Source organism: Umezawaea sp., from assembly GCF_057122925.1.
The window spans coordinates 38,936-54,918 of sequence record NZ_DBNGPQ010000171.1 but is presented as its reverse complement, the minus strand read 5'-3'; the positions used below and the strand labels follow the sequence as shown (position 1 = coordinate 54,918).

16 protein-coding genes are annotated in these 15,983 nt (G+C 70.3%); 13 read left to right on the top strand and 3 right to left on the bottom strand.

Translation table 11 applies throughout. The annotated features are described in order from the left end of the window. The first annotated feature begins 1,294 nt into the window (after positions 1-1,294). From dprA to AC156L_RS38415, 3 genes are all read left to right on the top strand, one after another. Positions 1,295-2,449 carry a DNA-processing protein DprA gene (gene dprA / locus AC156L_RS38425; RefSeq protein ID WP_484407740.1) on the top strand — a complete coding sequence of 385 codons (1,155 nt, stop codon included), beginning with the start codon at positions 1,295-1,297 and terminating at the stop codon, positions 2,447-2,449. Between the two features lie 33 nt (positions 2,450-2,482). After that, positions 2,483-3,439, top strand: coding sequence for a tyrosine-type recombinase/integrase (locus tag AC156L_RS38420; protein WP_484407739.1), 957 nt, complete (start codon positions 2,483-2,485; stop codon positions 3,437-3,439). A 160-nt stretch (positions 3,440-3,599) separates the two neighbouring features. Next, positions 3,600-4,442, top strand: a complete 843-nt coding sequence (locus AC156L_RS38415; protein ID WP_330882679.1) for a FliA/WhiG family RNA polymerase sigma factor — start codon at positions 3,600-3,602, stop codon at positions 4,440-4,442. 541 nt (positions 4,443-4,983) lie between these two features. On the opposite strand, the gene AC156L_RS38410 is transcribed toward AC156L_RS38415, so the two are convergent. Further along, entirely contained in the window at positions 4,984-5,484 is a 501-nt protein-coding gene (locus AC156L_RS38410; protein WP_484407738.1) for a M23 family metallopeptidase, read from the bottom strand. Positions 5,485-6,004: 520 nt separating this feature from the next. Here AC156L_RS38410 and rpsB point away from each other — a divergent pair. The 5 genes from rpsB to AC156L_RS38385 all read left to right on the top strand — a co-directional run bounded on the left by rpsB (position 6,005) and on the right by AC156L_RS38385 (position 10,119). Beyond that, positions 6,005-6,862 (top strand): 30S ribosomal protein S2, encoded by an 858-nt coding sequence (rpsB, locus tag AC156L_RS38405; RefSeq protein ID WP_259628078.1) that lies wholly within the window; start codon positions 6,005-6,007, stop codon positions 6,860-6,862. Positions 6,863-6,977: 115 nt separating this feature from the next. Next, on the top strand, positions 6,978-7,793 hold the full coding sequence (gene tsf / locus AC156L_RS38400; RefSeq protein ID WP_330882683.1) for a translation elongation factor Ts: 816 nt from the start codon (positions 6,978-6,980) through the stop codon (positions 7,791-7,793). 112 nt (positions 7,794-7,905) lie between these two features. Further along, on the top strand, positions 7,906-8,616 hold the full coding sequence (gene pyrH, locus AC156L_RS38395; RefSeq protein ID WP_259628168.1) for a UMP kinase: 711 nt from the start codon (positions 7,906-7,908) through the stop codon (positions 8,614-8,616). A 38-nt stretch (positions 8,617-8,654) separates the two neighbouring features. Beyond that, positions 8,655-9,212, top strand: coding sequence for a ribosome recycling factor (gene frr, locus AC156L_RS38390; RefSeq protein ID WP_330882685.1), 558 nt, complete (start codon positions 8,655-8,657; stop codon positions 9,210-9,212). Positions 9,213-9,246: 34 nt separating this feature from the next. Further along, positions 9,247-10,119, top strand: a complete 873-nt coding sequence (locus tag AC156L_RS38385; RefSeq protein WP_330882687.1) for a phosphatidate cytidylyltransferase — start codon at positions 9,247-9,249, stop codon at positions 10,117-10,119. Positions 10,120-10,123: 4 nt separating this feature from the next. Here AC156L_RS38385 and AC156L_RS38380 read toward each other — a convergent pair whose 3' ends face one another. After that, positions 10,124-10,969: a VOC family protein gene (locus AC156L_RS38380; protein WP_330882690.1), complete on the bottom strand. Its 846-nt coding sequence runs from the start codon at positions 10,967-10,969 to the stop codon at positions 10,124-10,126. 92 nt (positions 10,970-11,061) lie between these two features. Between AC156L_RS38380 and AC156L_RS38375 the strand changes: the two genes are divergently transcribed. From AC156L_RS38375 to AC156L_RS38360, 4 genes are read left to right on the top strand one after another with little or no spacing between them, the layout of a single operon-like run. Further along, a complete protein-coding gene (locus AC156L_RS38375) occupies positions 11,062-11,808 on the top strand; it encodes a class I SAM-dependent methyltransferase (RefSeq protein ID WP_330882692.1) in 747 nt (248 codons plus the stop codon). Between the two features lie 48 nt (positions 11,809-11,856). Then, a complete protein-coding gene (locus AC156L_RS38370) occupies positions 11,857-12,345 on the top strand; it encodes a SigE family RNA polymerase sigma factor (protein WP_330882695.1) in 489 nt (162 codons plus the stop codon). Further along, positions 12,342-12,941 (top strand): META domain-containing protein, encoded by a 600-nt coding sequence (locus AC156L_RS38365; RefSeq protein WP_330882697.1) that lies wholly within the window; start codon positions 12,342-12,344, stop codon positions 12,939-12,941. The genes AC156L_RS38370 and AC156L_RS38365 overlap by 4 nt, the downstream gene beginning before the upstream one ends. A gap of 11 nt (positions 12,942-12,952) precedes the next feature. Then, positions 12,953-13,936 (top strand): aldo/keto reductase, encoded by a 984-nt coding sequence (locus AC156L_RS38360; RefSeq protein ID WP_330882700.1) that lies wholly within the window; start codon positions 12,953-12,955, stop codon positions 13,934-13,936. On the opposite strand, the gene AC156L_RS38355 is transcribed toward AC156L_RS38360, so the two are convergent. Next, positions 13,937-14,611, bottom strand: coding sequence for a PadR family transcriptional regulator (locus AC156L_RS38355; protein ID WP_330882702.1), 675 nt, complete (start codon positions 14,609-14,611; stop codon positions 13,937-13,939). Between the two features lie 129 nt (positions 14,612-14,740). On the opposite strand from AC156L_RS38355, the gene rlmN reads away from it, so the two are divergent. After that, a complete protein-coding gene (gene rlmN, locus AC156L_RS38350) occupies positions 14,741-15,847 on the top strand; it encodes a dual-specificity RNA methyltransferase RlmN (protein ID WP_330882704.1) in 1,107 nt (368 codons plus the stop codon). Positions 15,848-15,983: the final 136 nt, after the last annotated feature.

Genomic DNA, 15,983 nt, shown 5'->3' with positions numbered 1-15,983 from the left:
TCACCGAACTCCCACCCAAACCCTTCACAACCCCAAGGCCTTCACAACGCGAGCGCTCAACGCCCACCCCCACCTCACCCCGCCCAACTCCCACCCAAGCCCCTCACCCAACGCCCGCCCTCACAACGCGAGCACCCAAAGCCCCTTCCCAGCGCAAGCACCCAATGCCCGCCCTCGCAGCGCAAGCACCCAACGCCCGCCCTCACAGCGTGAGCACCCAAAGCCCCTTCTCAGCGCAAGCACCCAACGCCCGCCCTCGCAGCGTGAGCACCCAGCGCGAGTGCCCAACGCCCACCCTCACAACGCGAGCACTCAGCGCCTGCCTTCGCAGCGTGAGCACCAAGCGCGAGCACCCAACGCCTGCCCTCAATGCCCGCCCCCAACCTCGCGCTCAGCAGTTATGCCCAACGGTCGTACCCAACGGTCGTGCCCAACGCTCGCACCTGATGTCTGAGCCCAGCGGTCGTGCCCTACGTCCGCACCCACCGCCTCCGACCAGCAGTCGTGCCCAGCGTCCGCGGCTAGCGGTTTTGCCCAATGCCTGCACCCAGCAGTCGCACCCGGTGCCCGCCCCCCGGATGGTCCGTCTTCCTGGCGCAATCCACTCACCGACTCGGCCACCCACTTCACCGTGGTGCCCCGCCAACCGCGCCCTGACTCGGCGTTCGCCGAACGACCGGGCCGCCCCTATCCGTTGACTCCGCCCAGCGACCTCACCTGACTGTGCGCCAGCCGCCAGCCGCCAGCTCTGCCTAGCGCCAGCCACCCACACATCGGACTTCCGCAGGCAGCGACGCGAAGTCACCTGACTCCGCGTCGCCCGGCCCGCTTCCCAGGCGAGAGCAGCCCCCAGCCGACCCGCCCAGCCGCTGCCCTCGAACCCATCAACCCCGCTTGCCTGCTGACCACCCCAACCGCCGCCCACTCAACCCACCCACCAGCGGCGGCACTACGCCAAACCACGGATTTCCGCATAACTGCGAGAACCACTCGCCACCTGGACTGTGCGACCGCTCCCACGACCCCCTCAATCGATCCACCGGAACAACGCCGCTGTTCCCACAAACCCGCCCTAACACCCCGACCGTCTCGCCAGCCACAACCAACCGCACCCACCCATCCAGCTCGGCGACACGAACCCCAACACCCACCCCACCCTCGCCCGATGCCGTGCAGCAGCCCACACCCGCTGGATTCCTTGCAGCGCAACCACTCCCGACCAACTCAGCCAACCCAACCCAGTACCGCCCAACTGCCCGGCAGTGGCAACAAGAACCGACCACCGGAGGTCGTCATGAGTCTTGATCGTGTTCGGCTGGCCCGCGCTTACCTCTCGCGCGTGGCGGAGCCGCCCGCGCCCGCCTTGGCCGCCTTCGTCGCCGAGGAAGGTCCCATCCGAGCGGCTGAGCTGGTCAAAGCGGGCAAGGTTCCGCCCAGTGTGGAAGGGCAGACGTCGGCTAGACGGGATGAGGACCGGGCTGCTGACGATCTTCGGCGAGTTGCGGCGATCGGTGGGCGGTTGGTCATTCCGGAGGACGAGGAATGGCCAGAGTGGCCGTTCAACGCGCTCGTCCTCGCCGCCGCGCAGGGGTTGAAGTGCGGGTTGGCGCCACTGGCGTTGTGGGTGCGGGGCGCGGCGAACGTGGCCGAGTTGGCGGAACGGTCGGTCGCGGTCGTCGGTTCCCGTGCGGCCAGCGGGTACGGGCAGCACGTCGCCGCGGAGTTCGGGCACGGGCTGGCGGAGGCGGGCATCGTCGTGGTGTCCGGTGCGGCGTACGGGATCGACGGGTGTGCCCACCGCGGTGCGCTGTCCGCCGATGGTGCGACCGTCGCGGTGCTGGCCTGCGGGGTGGACGTGGCCTACCCGGCGGGGCACGCCGGGCTGATCGCGCGCATTCCCCAGCGCGGCCTGGTGGTCAGCGAGTACCCGCCGACGCACACGCCCGCGCGGCACCGGTTCCTGACGCGCAACCGGCTCATCGCCGCGCTCGGCGACGGCACGGTGGTCGTCGAGGCTGGTCGGCGCAGCGGAGCGAAGAACACGGCGGCCTCCACGTCCGCGCTGGGACGGGTGCTCATGGCGGTGCCGGGACCGGTCACGTCCGCCAGTTCCACCGGTTGCCACGAACTGCTGAGGTCGGGGGAGGCCATCGCGGTCAGCAGCGTCGCCGAGGTGATCGAGTCGACCGGGCGGCTGGGCGTCGACCTGGTCGAGGCGACGCGAACGTCGTCTAGCGCGGTCGGTTCGCCCCAGGGCGACGCGGTTCGGGTGCACGAAGCCCTGGGGCTGACCGGTGGGCACAGCGCCGACGTGATCGCGGTCGAGTCGGGAGTCGCTTTGTCGACAGTTCGCGCCATGCTGCCCGAATTGGAGATGGCGGGCTTGGCCGAGCGGGTCGATTCCGGATGGAAACGCTCTCATGTCCGGGAGGGGCGTGGCGATGCTTGACCAAGGGCCACGGAGGGCGCAGCGTCATGGCCTATGTCCCGGCAGCCGCCCGTTCGGACTCGTCGTGCCCACGCGGGCCGGTCGCGTGGCGAGCCGGCCGAGGACGGCCGCGTGGTCGTGCACACGGTCGAGCGTCACCCGCCTTTGGAGCGCGGTTCGCCGTCGCACACGGTGCGTGTGTATCCGGACGGTGTTATGGATCTGTCGGCGCGCGTGGTCGTGCCCGACACGGCGGGCTCGACCGTCGCCCCTGCCGTGCTTCACTCCTGGCTGGCGGCGTGGTCGGCGGGAAGGGCGCGTCGCACGTCGATGGCACCTCACGCTGCGGCGGCCTGCGCGTTCACCGCCGGGAAGGCCCTCGTCGGCGTGCGTTCGACGGGCGGCGAACCGCCCCGTTCGCGCCGTGGAACGTCCGCCGTGCGGCGGCGGAAGGCCATCCGAGCGACGTCGCCCGGTGCAGATTTTGCAGCGGAGAATGCCGATCCGGTTGCGCTGCGTGACCGCCCCGTGGTGGAGTTGCTCAACGCAACAGGTGTCCGAGCCGCCGATTTGTGCGGTCTCGACCTCGACGCCGTGGACTACTCCCTGAGGGTGATTCGAGTTCTTGGCAAGGGCAGTCGCGAACGCGCCGCGCCGTTCGGCGTTCCGGTCGAACGTGCGGTACGACGTTGGGCGGAACGTGGACGGTCGGTACTGGTCAGCCGCGATGCGTTCAGCGCGCTGCCACCGGGGGTCCGAGACCGTCGAGCAGATGCCCGTACCGCTGGACGGGTTGTTCACGATGTAGTGGGTGTGGCACCCGGTTCCGCCCTGCTCGGGCAGCACCGACTTCGCCGTCCAGCGGCGGCGCACATCTCGGAAGGGGGAGCGGACCTGAGCACAGTCCAAGAACTCCTTGGTCACGCTACGCTCGCTACAACTCAGCTCTGCACACACGTCACTGTCGAACGGCTGAAGGCGATCCATGACCGAACCCACCCCCGTTCCTGACGTCGCAGGGGGAGGTTCGCGGACCGCAACCGTGAACTCCCCTACCGTCGCGCACGTCGGAACCACGTCGGAGGCGCACACCCCGACGGGGACCAACGGTCACCGCATCGACGGTGACCCTCTCCAAAACGGGAGTGCCGTGGCGAACGGCCATGCCGTCATGCTCGCGCCGGCGACGCGCAACGGCTCCCCGCGCCCAGCCCACCCGGCGTCCGAATCGCGCACCGCGGACGACGTCGAAGCCGGGATCATCGCCCTCTGGCAGAAGTACGGGAAGTCGCACGAGCAGGTCGTCCGCGATCGCCTGGTCCTGCACTACGCACCGCTGGTCAAGTACGTCGCCGGTCGAGTCGGCACGGGCCTGCCCGCCCACGTCGACGTCGGCGACCTGATCCAATCCGGCATCTTCGGGCTGGTCGACGCGATCGAGAAGTTCGAGTTCGAGCGCGGCCTGAAGTTCGAGACCTACGCCATGCAGCGCATTCGCGGCGCCATCCTGGACGACCTGCGTTCCCAGGACTGGGTTCCGCGCTCGGTCCGCTCCCGCGCGCGGGACGTGGAACGCGCGCTGGAACGTCTCGGCGCCCAGTTGCAGCGCACCCCGACGGACCGCGAGCTGGCCGTCGAACTCAAGATCGGTCTGGCCGAGCTGCGCGAGCTCTACGCCCAACTTCAGCTCACCAGCGTCGTGGCGCTGGACGAACTGATCGCCGCAGGTCGCGGGGGTACGGGTGCCGGCGCCTCCTTAGCCGAGTCGATCCCCGACAACCACGCCGAAGACCCGGTCGCGACCCTGGTCGACCTGGACAGCCGCCGCCAACTGGCGGACGCCGTAGCCCAACTCGCTGAACGCGATCGAATAGTGGTCACCCTCTACTACTTCGAGAACCTGACCCTCGCCGAGATCGGCAAGGTCCTGGGCGTCACTGAGTCCAGGGTCTGCCAACTGCACACCCGAGCGGTGCTCCGCCTCCGCACCAAGCTCAACGAGCAGTCGGACTGACCTCCACCTCGCTGTGATCGTCGCCGGTCGCCCGTGGCCGGGAGTTCCCCGCTTCCGGCCACGTGTCCAGACCCCACCAGGGCACCGCGACCTCCCGCCGCACACCAGTACCCGCTTGATGCGGCTTCGCCGGGAGGACGACGGGTGCACGCGAAGCACCGTGACGTCCCGCCGCACACCAAGTACCCCTTGAGCGGTGCGGCTTCGTCGGGAGGTCGACGGTTGCGCGGATTCAAGCGCGTCATCACCACCGCCGCACCACGGAATCGATCAGACCGGGTTCAGGCCGGGCACGACTCAAGGCGGATGAAGGGCTGATCGGTCCGGTCCGACTGGTCCAGTCCGGGTCGGTAGGTGCGGTGGGTCCGGTGTTTCTGCTGGCCAGGCGGTCAGGCTTGGCTGGTTCAGTCCGGGTCGGTAGGTGTGGTGGTGCTGGTGCCGGGCCGGGCGGTCCGGTCCGGCTGGCCAGCCCAGCTTGGTAAGTGCGGGGATGCCGGTGTTCCCGCTGGTCAGGTGGGTCCGGTTCAGCCGGTCGGGTGGATCACCGTTGAGGTGCCCGGCCCGGTGTCGTCGCGGGTAACAGGCGGACGCGGCCGGGGGCGACGAGTCTGATCGGGTTGACGTAGGCCAGGCCGCGGCGGGCGCCCCAGTGCAGGCAGGCCGGAGGCGGGCAGCCCTCGTGGCCTGCTCGAAGAGTGCCCAGTGGTGCGCCGCGTCCGACCCGGTCGCCCGTGCGGACCGTCGGGGTCACCGGTTCGTACGTGGTCCGCAGGCCGTCGTCGTGGATCACCGACACCACCGGGCGGCCACCCACCTCGCCCGCGAAGAGGACGGTGCCGTCGCCCGCCGCCAGTACCGGCTCGCCCGCTGAACCGCCCAGGTCGACGCCTCGGTGGCCCTGGCCGTACGGGGTGGTGGGCGCGGTGAAGGTGCGGAGGACCGGGTGGGGTGGAGCCAGGGGCCAGGCGTAGTCGCCTCGGCGGGCGTGCGCGGGACCGGGGGGAGCCGCGAGCGCCATGGCCACGGCGATGACCGCGCTCATCAACGACAGGGCAGGCGTCGATGTGGTCAGTGCCTTTCGTCGGGTGGTCAGTGGCGCTGTGACGTGGGTGTGGTGGCGGGGCGGACCTGGTCGCGCAGCCTGCGGTGCCGGGGTGGAGTCTTCGCTGGTCCGGAGTGGTGCGGGCGTGGTGGGCGCGGTGGTCGGGGGCATGGGTTCACGGTCCGGTGCGGTGCGGGTCGACGCCACCGGGAATTTCGGATCTGTGGACAACCAGTCGGCCTGTGGACAACTTGAGGCCCCGGTTCGGACTTCGGGCCTCTTCGGCGTACACTTGTTTCACGCCCCGTCTGCGTACGGGACGACTTCGCGTGCCACTGCTGATCCGATCCCTTTCGAGTGTGGTCGAGTCACGGCGTCCGGCGGTCCCAAAGGTCAATTTTCTTCGGGTCTGGGCGGCGGCAGGGCACTAGGGCGGCGCGCCATCCCGGCTCGCCGCGACAACCGGAACACGCGCGCCGGCCGGTCCGGTGCGCCTGATCGAAAAGGTGCGAACCCGGCTATGGCCGTCGTCACCATGAAGCAGCTGCTCGACAGCGGCGTGCACTTCGGGCACCAGACCCGCCGTTGGAACCCGAAGATGAAGCGCTACATCTTCACCGAGCGCAACGGCATCTACATCATCGACCTCCAGCAGACGCTGACCTACATCGACCGGGCGTACGAGTTCGTCCGCGAGACGGTCGCGCACGGCGGGTCGATCCTGTTCATCGGCACCAAGAAGCAGGCGCAGGAAGCGATCGCCAGCGAGGCGCTCCGCGTCGGCATGCCGTACGTGAACCAGCGTTGGCTGGGCGGCATGCTCACCAACTTCTCGACGGTGCACAAGCGTCTCCAGCGCCTCAAGGAGCTGGAGTCGATGGAGCAGACCGGCGGTTTCCAGGGTTTCACCAAGAAGGAAATCCTGATGATGAACCGTGAGAAGGACAAGCTGTCCCGCACCCTGGGCGGCATTCGCGACATGGCCAAGGTGCCCTCCGCGGTGTGGATCGTCGACACCAAGAAGGAGCACATCGCCGTCGGCGAGGCGCGCAAGCTGCACATCCCGATCGTCGCGATCCTGGACACGAACTGCGACCCGGACGAGGTCGACTTCCCGATTCCGGGCAACGACGACGCGATCCGTTCCGCGGCGCTGCTGACCAAGGTCGTCGCCGAGGCGGCCGCCGCCGGTCTGATGGCCCGCTCGGGTGCGCGCAACAACGCGGCCGACGGTGACGACAAGCCGGAGCCCGGCATCGACGAGCCGCTGGCCGAGTGGGAGCAGGAGCTGCTGACCAGCACCACCCCCGAGGCCGCGGAGGCCACCCCGGCCGCCGAGACCGCCGAGGCGCCTGCCGAGCAGCCCGTCCAGTCCTGATCCCGCGGCACGCCACGTCCGCCGCACGGCGGACGTGGCGTGTTCAGCACCAACTCGCGCGTAACCCACGTCGGCCCCGCCGACATCGGACCGCAGAAGGAACGGAAATCGCACGATGGCGAACTACACCGCCGCTGATGTGAAGCGCCTCCGCGAGCTCACGGCCGCAGGCATGATGGACTGCAAGAAGGCTCTTGAGGAGTCGGACGGCGACTTCGAGAAGGCTGTCGAGATCCTGCGCATCAAGGGTGCGAAGGACGTCGGCAAGCGCGCGGAGCGCACCACCTCGAACGGCCTGGTCATCGCCGAGGACGGCATCATGATCGAGCTGCGCTGCGAGACCGACTTCGTCGCCAAGAACGCCGACTTCCAGGAGCTGGCCTCCCGGATCGTCGCCGTCGCGAAGGCCGTGCGCCCCGCCGACGTCGACGCCCTCAAGGCCGCCGAGCTCGACGGCAAGACCGTCGACGCCGTCGTGCAGGAGTTCTCCGCGAAGATCGGCGAGAAGCTGGAGCTCGCGAAGGTGGCCGTGTTCGACGGCACCGTCACGGTCTACCTGCACCGCCGTGCCGCGGACCTGCCCCCGGCCGTCGGCGTCGTCGTCGAGTACACCGGCGACAACGAGGAAGCCGCCCGCGGCGCCGCGATGCAGATCGCGGCCATGCGGCCGAAGTTCGTGACGCGCGACGAGGTCCCCGCGGAGCTGGTCGCCAACGAGCGTCGCATCGCCGAGGAGACCGCTCGCGAGGAGGGCAAGCCGGAAGCGGCCCTGTCCAAGATCGTCGACGGTCGCGTGAACGGCTTCTTCAAGGACGTCGTGCTGCTCGAGCAGGCTTCCGTCGTGGAGTCGAAGAAGACCGTCAAGGCAGTGCTGGACGAGGCCGGAGTGGCGGTTACCCGCTTTGCCCGGTTCGAGGTCGGCCAGGCCTGATTCGCGTGAGGGCGGGGTTGCAGCGCATCGCAACCCCGCCTTCGCCGTGTCCAGACTTCCAGCGCCGCGAGGAGGACCCGTGAGCGAAGACGTTGATGGTTACAAGCGCGTGATGCTCAAGCTCGGTGGGGAGATGTTCGGCGGAGGTGACGTCGGGGTCGATCCCGACGTGGTCACCGTCGTCGCCCGCCAGATCGCGGCCGTTGTCGGAACCGGCGCCCAGGTCGCCGTCGTGATCGGCGGGGGCAACTTCTTCCGCGGCGCCGAACTCCAGCAGCGCGGCATGGACCGCAGCCGCGCCGACTACATGGGCATGCTGGGCACCGTCATGAACTGCCTGGCGTTGCAGGACTTCCTGGAGCGCGAGCACGGCATCGACACGAGGGTCCAGACGTCCATCACGATGGGCCAGGTCGCCGAGTCCTACATCCCGCGACGTGCCATGCGGCACCTCGAGAAGGGCCGCGTCGTGATCTTCGGCGGCGGCGCGGGCATGCCCTACTTCTCCACCGACACGACGGCCGCGCAGCGCGCGCTGGAGATCGGCTGCGAGATCGTGCTCATGGCGAAGGCGGTGGACGGCATCTACACCGCCGACCCCAAGATCGACCCGGACGCCCTGATGTTCGACAACATCACGCACCGCGAGGTCCTGGAGCGCGGGCTCAACGTCGCGGACTCCACGGCCTTCAGCCTGTGCATGGACAACAACATGCCCATCATGGTGTTCAACCTCCTCACCGAGGGGAACATCGCGCGGGCGGTGCGTGGTGAGAAGATCGGAACATTGGTGAGCACCCCCGGTGGTCGCCCGTCCTTCTAGACCCGCTGGGAACACCCGGCTCGCACTAAGGAGTAGCCGTGATCGACGAGACCCTCCTCGACGCCGAGGAGAAGATGGAAAAGGCCGTGGCCGTGGCGAAGGACGACCTCGCGGCCGTGCGCACGGGGCGCGCCTCGCCCTCCATGTTCTCGCGCATCGTCGTGGACTACTACGGTTCGCCGACACCGCTGAACCAGTTGGCGAGCATCGCGATCCCCGAGGCGCGGATGGCGGTCGTCAAGCCCTACGACGCGAGCCAGCTCAACGCCGTCGAGAAGGCCATCCGCGACTCCGACCTCGGCGTCAACCCGAGCAACGACGGGTCGATCATCCGCGTCGTCATCCCGCAGCTCTCCGAGGAGCGCCGCAAGGAGATGGTGAAGGTCGCGAAGACCAAGGGCGAGGACGCCAAGATCACCATGCGCAACATTCGCCGCAAGGCGAAGGAGGAGATCGAGCGCATGGTGAAGGACGGTGACACCGGCGAGGACGAGGGCACTCGCGGTGAGAAGGAACTCGAGTCGGTGACGCAGCGGTACGTGCACCAGATCGACGAGCTCGTGAAGCACAAGGAAGCCGAGCTGCTCGAAGTCTGATGGTGACGTGGGAGTCGTGATAGGAGCACAGCAGGTGCCAGGCGGTGGTGAGCAGGACGCGCAGGCGCCGTCCGGCAGCGCGGACGGCGAGCGGAAGCCGTCACGGGCGGGACGTGATCTGCGGTCGGCCATCCTGGTCGGTGTCGGGCTGGGTGCCCTGGTCCTCGTCTCCCTGTTCACGATGCGGCAGGTGTTCATCGCCATCGTGGCGGCGGCGGTCGCGGTGTCGATCTTCGAGTTGGCCCGTGCGCTCAAGGCGAGCGCGGGCATCCAGGTCGCCCTGGTGCCCGTGCTCGTCGGCGGCCAGGCGATCGTCTGGCTGGCCTGGCCGTACGAGCGCGGCGGCGTGCTCAGCGCGTTCGTGGTCACCATGCTGGTGTGCCTGGTCTGGCGCCTGAAGGACGGTGCGGACGGCTACCTGCGGGACGTGACGGCGTCGATCTTCACGCTCGCGTACGTCGCCGTGTTCGCGGCGTTCGCGGTGATGCTGGTCGTGCCGGACGACGGCGCCTTCCGGGTGATCGCCTTCATCCTCGGCGTGGTCCTGTCGGACACCGGCGGGTACATCGCGGGCGTCCTGTTCGGCAAGCACCCCATGGCTCCCACCATCAGCCCGAAGAAGTCCTGGGAGGGCTTCGCCGGGTCGATCGTCGCGGGCATGGTCGGCGGCGCGCTCACGGTGAGCCTGCTGCTCGACGGCCAGTGGTGGCAGGGCGTGCTGTTCGGCGCGGCACTGGTGGTCAGCTCCACCACCGGCGACCTGATCGAGTCGCTCATCAAGCGCGACCTCGGCATCAAGGACATGGGCACGCTCCTGCCCGGCCACGGCGGACTGATGGACCGGATGGACTCGCTGCTGCCGTCGGCCGTGGTGTCCTGGCTGCTCCTGCACCTGTTCGTGCCGTAGCCGCTCAGTCGTCGTACGGGTCGTCCACGTTCGCGCCGCGTTCGTCGTCGGACAGCGGCACCGCGCGGGACGGGTCGATCACCGAGAACGTCGACCCCGTGTGGTCCCGCACCTCGGTGACGCGGCCGTACGGCGTGTCGTACGGCTCGACCGCGACCTCCCCGCCCAGTTCGAGCACCCGGTTCGCGACCGAGTCCGCGCCGATCTCCGGCGACGCCGTCAGGTAGACCATCCAGTGCGCGGGCACGGTCGGCGGGAACGAGCGGCGCCCCATCCGCTGCCTGCCGAGCACGCTCTCGCCCTCCACGGACCACACGGTGTAGTCGACGACGTGGCCGTCGCCGATCTGCATCACGTCGAAGTGGCACAGCTCCCGGAAGAACGCGTCCGCGGTGGCCCCGTCGCGCGTGTTCAGCTCCGCCCACGCGTACGCCCCGTGCCCCGTCGTGCCGAACCGCCAGTTCGGCGGCACGTGCCGGAACCCGATCACCCCGCCCGTCGGGTCGCCGATCACGGTCGTCTGCGTGTGGTCGGCCTCCACGCTCGGGTTGCGCAGCACCAGCCCGCCGAGCGCGAACACCTTCTCGGCCGTCGCGCGGGCGTGCCTGGTGTGCAGGAACAGCGTCCAGTTCGTGTACTGCTGCGGCAGCGCGCGGGTCACCGGCATGCCCGCGACGGGCACACCGTCGAGGGTGGCGACCGCGTAACCCCGGTCGTCGGTGTACCGCCACCCGAACAAGCCGGTGTAGAAGTCCTTCGCGGCGGCGAGGTCCGTGACGGGCAGTTCCAGCCAGCAGGGCGCGCCCGCGTGCAGGGCCGCCAGGGCGGGGGAGTTCGGCGCGATGGACACGGACGCCTCCTCGGAGCACTGTCCTGATCACGGTACGCCGAGGTCGACTGGAATAGCACCGCCAAACGACCGGCGCACTCTATTGTCGTGGGGTGAAGGGTTTCGTGCGCGCGGCCTTGGCCGCTGTCCGGCCCGCCGACGTGCTCCCGAGCCCGAACATCTGGCACTGGCCCGACGTGTACGAGGTCGAGAACCGGGCCCAGGACGTCGACGGCGACCTGTGGCGCGCGCTGCGCGAGGACTGCGACTGGGCCGGGCTGGACGTGGTCGACGTCGGCTGCGGCGACGGCTTCCACCTGCCGGTGTTCGCCGCGACCGCGCGCTCGGTCACGGGCGTCGAGCCGTACGCGCCGCTGGTCAAGCGCGCCAAGGCCCGCGTGGCCGACCTCGCGAACGCCTCCGTGCACGCCGGTCCCGCGCAACGGCTGCCGCTCCCGGACCGCAGCGCGGACCTCGTGCACGCCCGCACGGCGTACTTCTTCGGCCCCGGCTGCGAACCGGGGATGCGCGAGGCGGACCGCGTGCTGCGCCCCGGCGGCGCGCTGGCGGTCGTGGACCTCGACGGCGCCGCGTCGCCGTACGGGCCGTGGCTGTGCGCCGACGAACCCCGCTACGACCCCGCCGTGGTGGCGAAGTTCTTCGCGGACAGCGGTTTCAGCGCTCGGCACGTCACGGCGCGGTGGGAGTTCGAGCGCCGGGAGGACCTGGAGTCGGTGCTGCGCATCGAGTTCTCCGCGAAGGTGGCGCAGCGGGCCATCGACGAGACACCGGGGCTGTCGTTCCCCGTCGGGTACCGGCTGCACGTGCGCCGCAAGCCGACCGGGCTCGTTCTGCCCTAGCCGTGCAGCGGATCGCCGTCCCCGTCTCGTCATGGTGGGGGAGGGCGAATGGAGTTCATCGAGTACGTCAGGACGCGCGGTCCCGCTCTGCAGCGCCTCGGCTACCTGTTGGCGGGGGATGCCCACCTCGGCGAGGACCTGGTGCAGACAGCGCTGATGAAGGCCTACCGGCGGTGGTCGCGCCTGCGCGAGCCGGACGCGTACGTGCGCCGCACCATGGTGAACGCACATCTGGACTGGCGGAGGCGGCGGTCGGCGGCCGAGACCCCCGCCGAGGCCGCGGTGGTCGAGCGGGGTGCCGCTTCGGTGGCCGACCACTCCGACGGCGTCGCCGCGCAGGCCGAGATGTGGCAGGCGCTGGGGGAACTGCCGCGCAAGCAGCGCGCGGTGCTGGTGCTGCGGTTCTACGAGGACCTCGACGACGCCGCCATCGGTGCGTTGCTGGGCTGCGCCGAGAGCACCGTGCGGTCGCAGGCGTCCCGCGCGCTGGGGACGTTGAGAGTCGGTTGGACGCGGACGAGGGGAGCGGTCAGGTGAGCGTCGAAGAGGAGCTGCGGGACACGTTGGCCGAGCGCGCGCGCCACGCGTCCGCGGTGGACGGGTTGGCCGAAACCGTGGTGCGCCGGGTTCGGCGCGGACGGCAGCGGGCGAGCGTCGCGGGCGCGGCGCTCGTCGTGGGGGCGGGGCTGGTGGGGGGCGCGGTGGTGAGCGGGACCGGCGGCGTGCGGACGGCCACGTCGACCTCGGCGGCCCCGTCGTCGGGAGCACCGGCGTCGAACACGGCCGTGCCCGCGTTGGTCGGGCGGTGGGAACCGGTGTCCATCACCGGGTTCGACCTGTCGGGCGCCGATCGCGGCTCGGACACGCGGGCACCGGCGGTCGAGTTCGGCCGCGACGGCACCGGGAGCGTGGCGGACGGCTGCAACTCGGCGTCGTTGGCGTACCGGGTCGAGCCCGGCGGTGGGTTCTCCGCGTGGCTCGGCCCCTCCACGGTCGTCCGCTGCTCGAACGTGCCCAACGACCGGGTGCTGGACGAGGCCGTGCGGATCGGGATCAGCGGCGAGCTGCTGACCTTCTACGACGGGGCGGGAGGTGAACTCGGCCGGTACGCCAGGAAGGCCGGACAACCGTAGGATCGCGTTTCGTGGAGAACCGGAACGCGAACAGGATCGGACGCCCCGTCGGCGTCATCGGGCTCGGCTGCTGGCAGCTCGGGGGCGACTGGGGGCAGGTGGAGGAGGGTGACGGCATCGCCCTCCTCCACGCCGCCGCCGACGCGGGTGTGACCTTCTTCGACACCGCCGACGTGTACGGCGACGGTCGCAGCGAGAAGCTGGTCGGCCAGTTCCTGCGGGAACGCGCCGACTCGGACGTCTTCGTCGCGACGAAGATGGGTCGCCGCGTCGAGCAGGTGCCGGAGAACTACACCCGCGAGAACTTCCTCGCCTGGAACGACCGGTCGCGGGCGAACCTGGGCGTGGACACGATCGACCTCGTGCAGCTGCACTGCCCGCCGACGCCGGTGTACTCGACCGACGAGGTGTTCGACAGCCTCGACGAGCTGGTGGGGGCCAAGCGGATCGCCGCCTACGGCGTGAGCGTCGAGACGGTCGAGGAGGCGCTGCTGGCCATCGCGCGGCCGAACGTGGTGAGCGTGCAGATCATCCTGAACGCCTTCCGCCTCAAGCCGCTGGAGCGGGTGCTCCCGGCGGCGGCCGAGGCCGGGGTGGGGATCATCGCGCGGGTGCCGCTGGCGTCCGGCCTGCTGTCGGGGCGGTACACCGCCGCGACGACGTTCGGCGAGGACGACCACCGCACGTACAACCGCCACGGTGAGGCGTTCGACCAGGGTGAGACGTTCTCCGGCGTGCCGTTCGAGGTGGGCCTGGAGGCCGTCGAGCGGCTGCGCCCGCTGGTACCCGCGGGCGCGACGCTCGCCCAGTTCGCGCTGCGCTGGATCGTGGACCAGCCGGGTGTCACCGTCGTGATCCCCGGCGCGCGCAACGCCGAGCAGGCTCGCGGCAACGTCGCGGCGGCCGACCTCGCGCCCCTCACCCCCGAGGCGCTGGCCGAGGTCGCGGCCGTCTACGACGAACTGGTGCGGCCGCACGTGCACGACCGCTGGTAGTCACTCCGAAGGGCTGTCGGTGTCCTCTTCGACGTCCAGCTCGCCCAGGATCGCGTAGATCTTGCGACGGGCCTCGTTGAGGACCTCGACGGCCCTGCCCTTCTGCTCCCTGGTGCCCGCGTGCGCCATCTGCTGCATCGCGGACCCGAGGTGCCGCGACGCCGTGAGGAGCTTCGCGGACACGACGTCGACCTCGTCGTTGACCTGTTCCCACGGGGTCGCGCCCTCGCTCTTGGCCGCCTCGGCCGTGCCCGCCTCGGTGAGCGTGAACAGCTTCTTGCCGCCCGCTTCCTCGGTGGACGTGACCAGGCCCTCGTCGGCCAGCATCTGGAGCGTCGGGTAGACCGAGCCGGGGCTCGGCCGCCACACGCCGTCGGTGCGCTGGCCCAGTTCCTGGATCATCTCGTAGCCGTGCATCGGCCTCTCGGCCAGCAGCGCCAGCAGTGCCGCGCGGACGTTGCCGCGCCGCTGCCTGCCGCCGTGGTGCGGCCCGCCGCGCCTGCCGCCGCCACGGCCCCACGGGGGGCCAGGGGGGAAGGGCACCTCGGCGTCGGGCGGGAACGGGGGCCGCGGCGGACCCGCGAAGCCGCCGCCGAAGCCGCGGCGCGGGTCGTCGAACCCGCCGGAACGGTGGTGCCGGTGACCGTGGTGGTCGTGGTTGAAGGGGTTTCGCATCGGACTGCTCCTCGCACTGGTATCGGTAGGTACGAGCTAACGATATATCGGAACGTATCGCGATGCAACGACGACTGTCGGAAGAGTGGTCGGGAGCACCCACCGGGCCGTGGGACACTGGTAGGTGCTATGACTGCCCTCCCCCTCGTCTTCGACGCACCCAAGCGCGGCCTTCCCCCGCGCCACCTGGCCGACCTCTCCGCCGAAGGGCGTCGAGAAGCCGTCGCCGCGCTGGGCGAAAAGCCCTTCCGGGCCGCGCAGCTGTCGAACCACTACTTCGGCAGGCTGACGGTCGACCCGGCCGCCATGACCGACATCCCGGCCGCCACGCGCGAAGCGCTGGTCGCGGACCTGATGCCGCCGCTGTTCACCGAGATCCGGTCGGTGGCCTGCGACGACGGCACGACCCGCAAGACGCTGCTGAAGGCGCACGACGGCACGCTCGTCGAGAGCGTCCTCATGCGCTACCCGGACCGCGCCACCCTGTGCATCTCCAGCCAGGCGGGCTGCGGCATGGCGTGCCCGTTCTGCGCCACAGGCCAGGGCGGTCTCCAGCGCAACCTGTCGACGGCGGAGATCGTCGACCAGGTCCGCCGCGGCGCCGCCGCCATGCGCGACGGCGAGCTGCCCGGTGGTCCGGGCAGGCTGTCGAACATCGTCTTCATGGGCATGGGCGAGCCGCTCGCCAACTACAAGCGCGTGATCGAAGCCGTGCACCGCATCTGCGACCCCGCGCCGGACGGCCTCGGGATCTCGCAGCGGTCCGTCACCGTGTCGACCGTCGGCCTCGTGCCCGCGATCAAGCGCATGACGGAGGAGGGCCTGCACGTCCGGCTCGCGGTGTCGCTGCACACGCCGGACGACGAGCTGCGCGACACGCTGGTGCCGGTCAACACCCGGTGGAAGGTGTCCGAGGTCATGGAGGCCGCGCGCGGGTACGCGGACAAGACCGGCCGCCGCGTGTCCATCGAGTACGCGCTGATCCGCGACATCAACGACCAGGGCTGGCGCGCGGACATGCTGGGCAAGCTGCTCCGCAAGCACCTGGGCCCGCTGGTGCACGTGAACCTGATCCCGCTGAACCCGACTCCGGGGTCGAAGTGGGACGCGTCCCCGAAGCCGGTCGAGCGGGAGTTCGTGCGCCGGGTCGAGGCGCAGGGCGTGACGTGCACGGTGCGCGACACCCGAGGTCAGGAGATCGCGGCGGCGTGCGGGCAGTTGGCGGCGGAGGGCTGACTCCGCGCCGTGCGGCCCTCGTCCGGGCCGGCTACGCGGTGGACGTCCACGCACGCGACGACGGGCGACGTGGTTGGCGGGCCGGAACGCCTGCTGCTGCGCGGGTGCGGGTCAACTGACCCGTGGTGGTGTGCGC

Excerpts from the sequence above, each read along its gene's own strand:
- dprA (WP_484407740.1), top strand. The coding sequence starts at position 1,295 with ATGAGTCTTGATCGTGTTCGGCTGGCCCGCGCTTACCTCTCGCGCGTG.
- AC156L_RS38420 (WP_484407739.1), top strand. The coding sequence starts at position 2,483 with ATGTCCCGGCAGCCGCCCGTTCGGACTCGTCGTGCCCACGCGGGCCGG.
- AC156L_RS38415 (WP_330882679.1), top strand. The coding sequence starts at position 3,600 with ATGCTCGCGCCGGCGACGCGCAACGGCTCCCCGCGCCCAGCCCACCCG.
- AC156L_RS38410 (WP_484407738.1), bottom strand. The coding sequence starts at position 5,484 with ATGAGCGCGGTCATCGCCGTGGCCATGGCGCTCGCGGCTCCCCCCGGT.
- rpsB (WP_259628078.1), top strand. The coding sequence starts at position 6,005 with ATGGCCGTCGTCACCATGAAGCAGCTGCTCGACAGCGGCGTGCACTTC.
- tsf (WP_330882683.1), top strand. The coding sequence starts at position 6,978 with ATGGCGAACTACACCGCCGCTGATGTGAAGCGCCTCCGCGAGCTCACG.
- pyrH (WP_259628168.1), top strand. The coding sequence starts at position 7,906 with ATGCTCAAGCTCGGTGGGGAGATGTTCGGCGGAGGTGACGTCGGGGTC.
- AC156L_RS38370 (WP_330882695.1), top strand. The coding sequence starts at position 11,857 with ATGGAGTTCATCGAGTACGTCAGGACGCGCGGTCCCGCTCTGCAGCGC.
- AC156L_RS38355 (WP_330882702.1), bottom strand. The coding sequence starts at position 14,611 with ATGCGAAACCCCTTCAACCACGACCACCACGGTCACCGGCACCACCGT.
- rlmN (WP_330882704.1), top strand. The coding sequence starts at position 14,741 with ATGACTGCCCTCCCCCTCGTCTTCGACGCACCCAAGCGCGGCCTTCCC.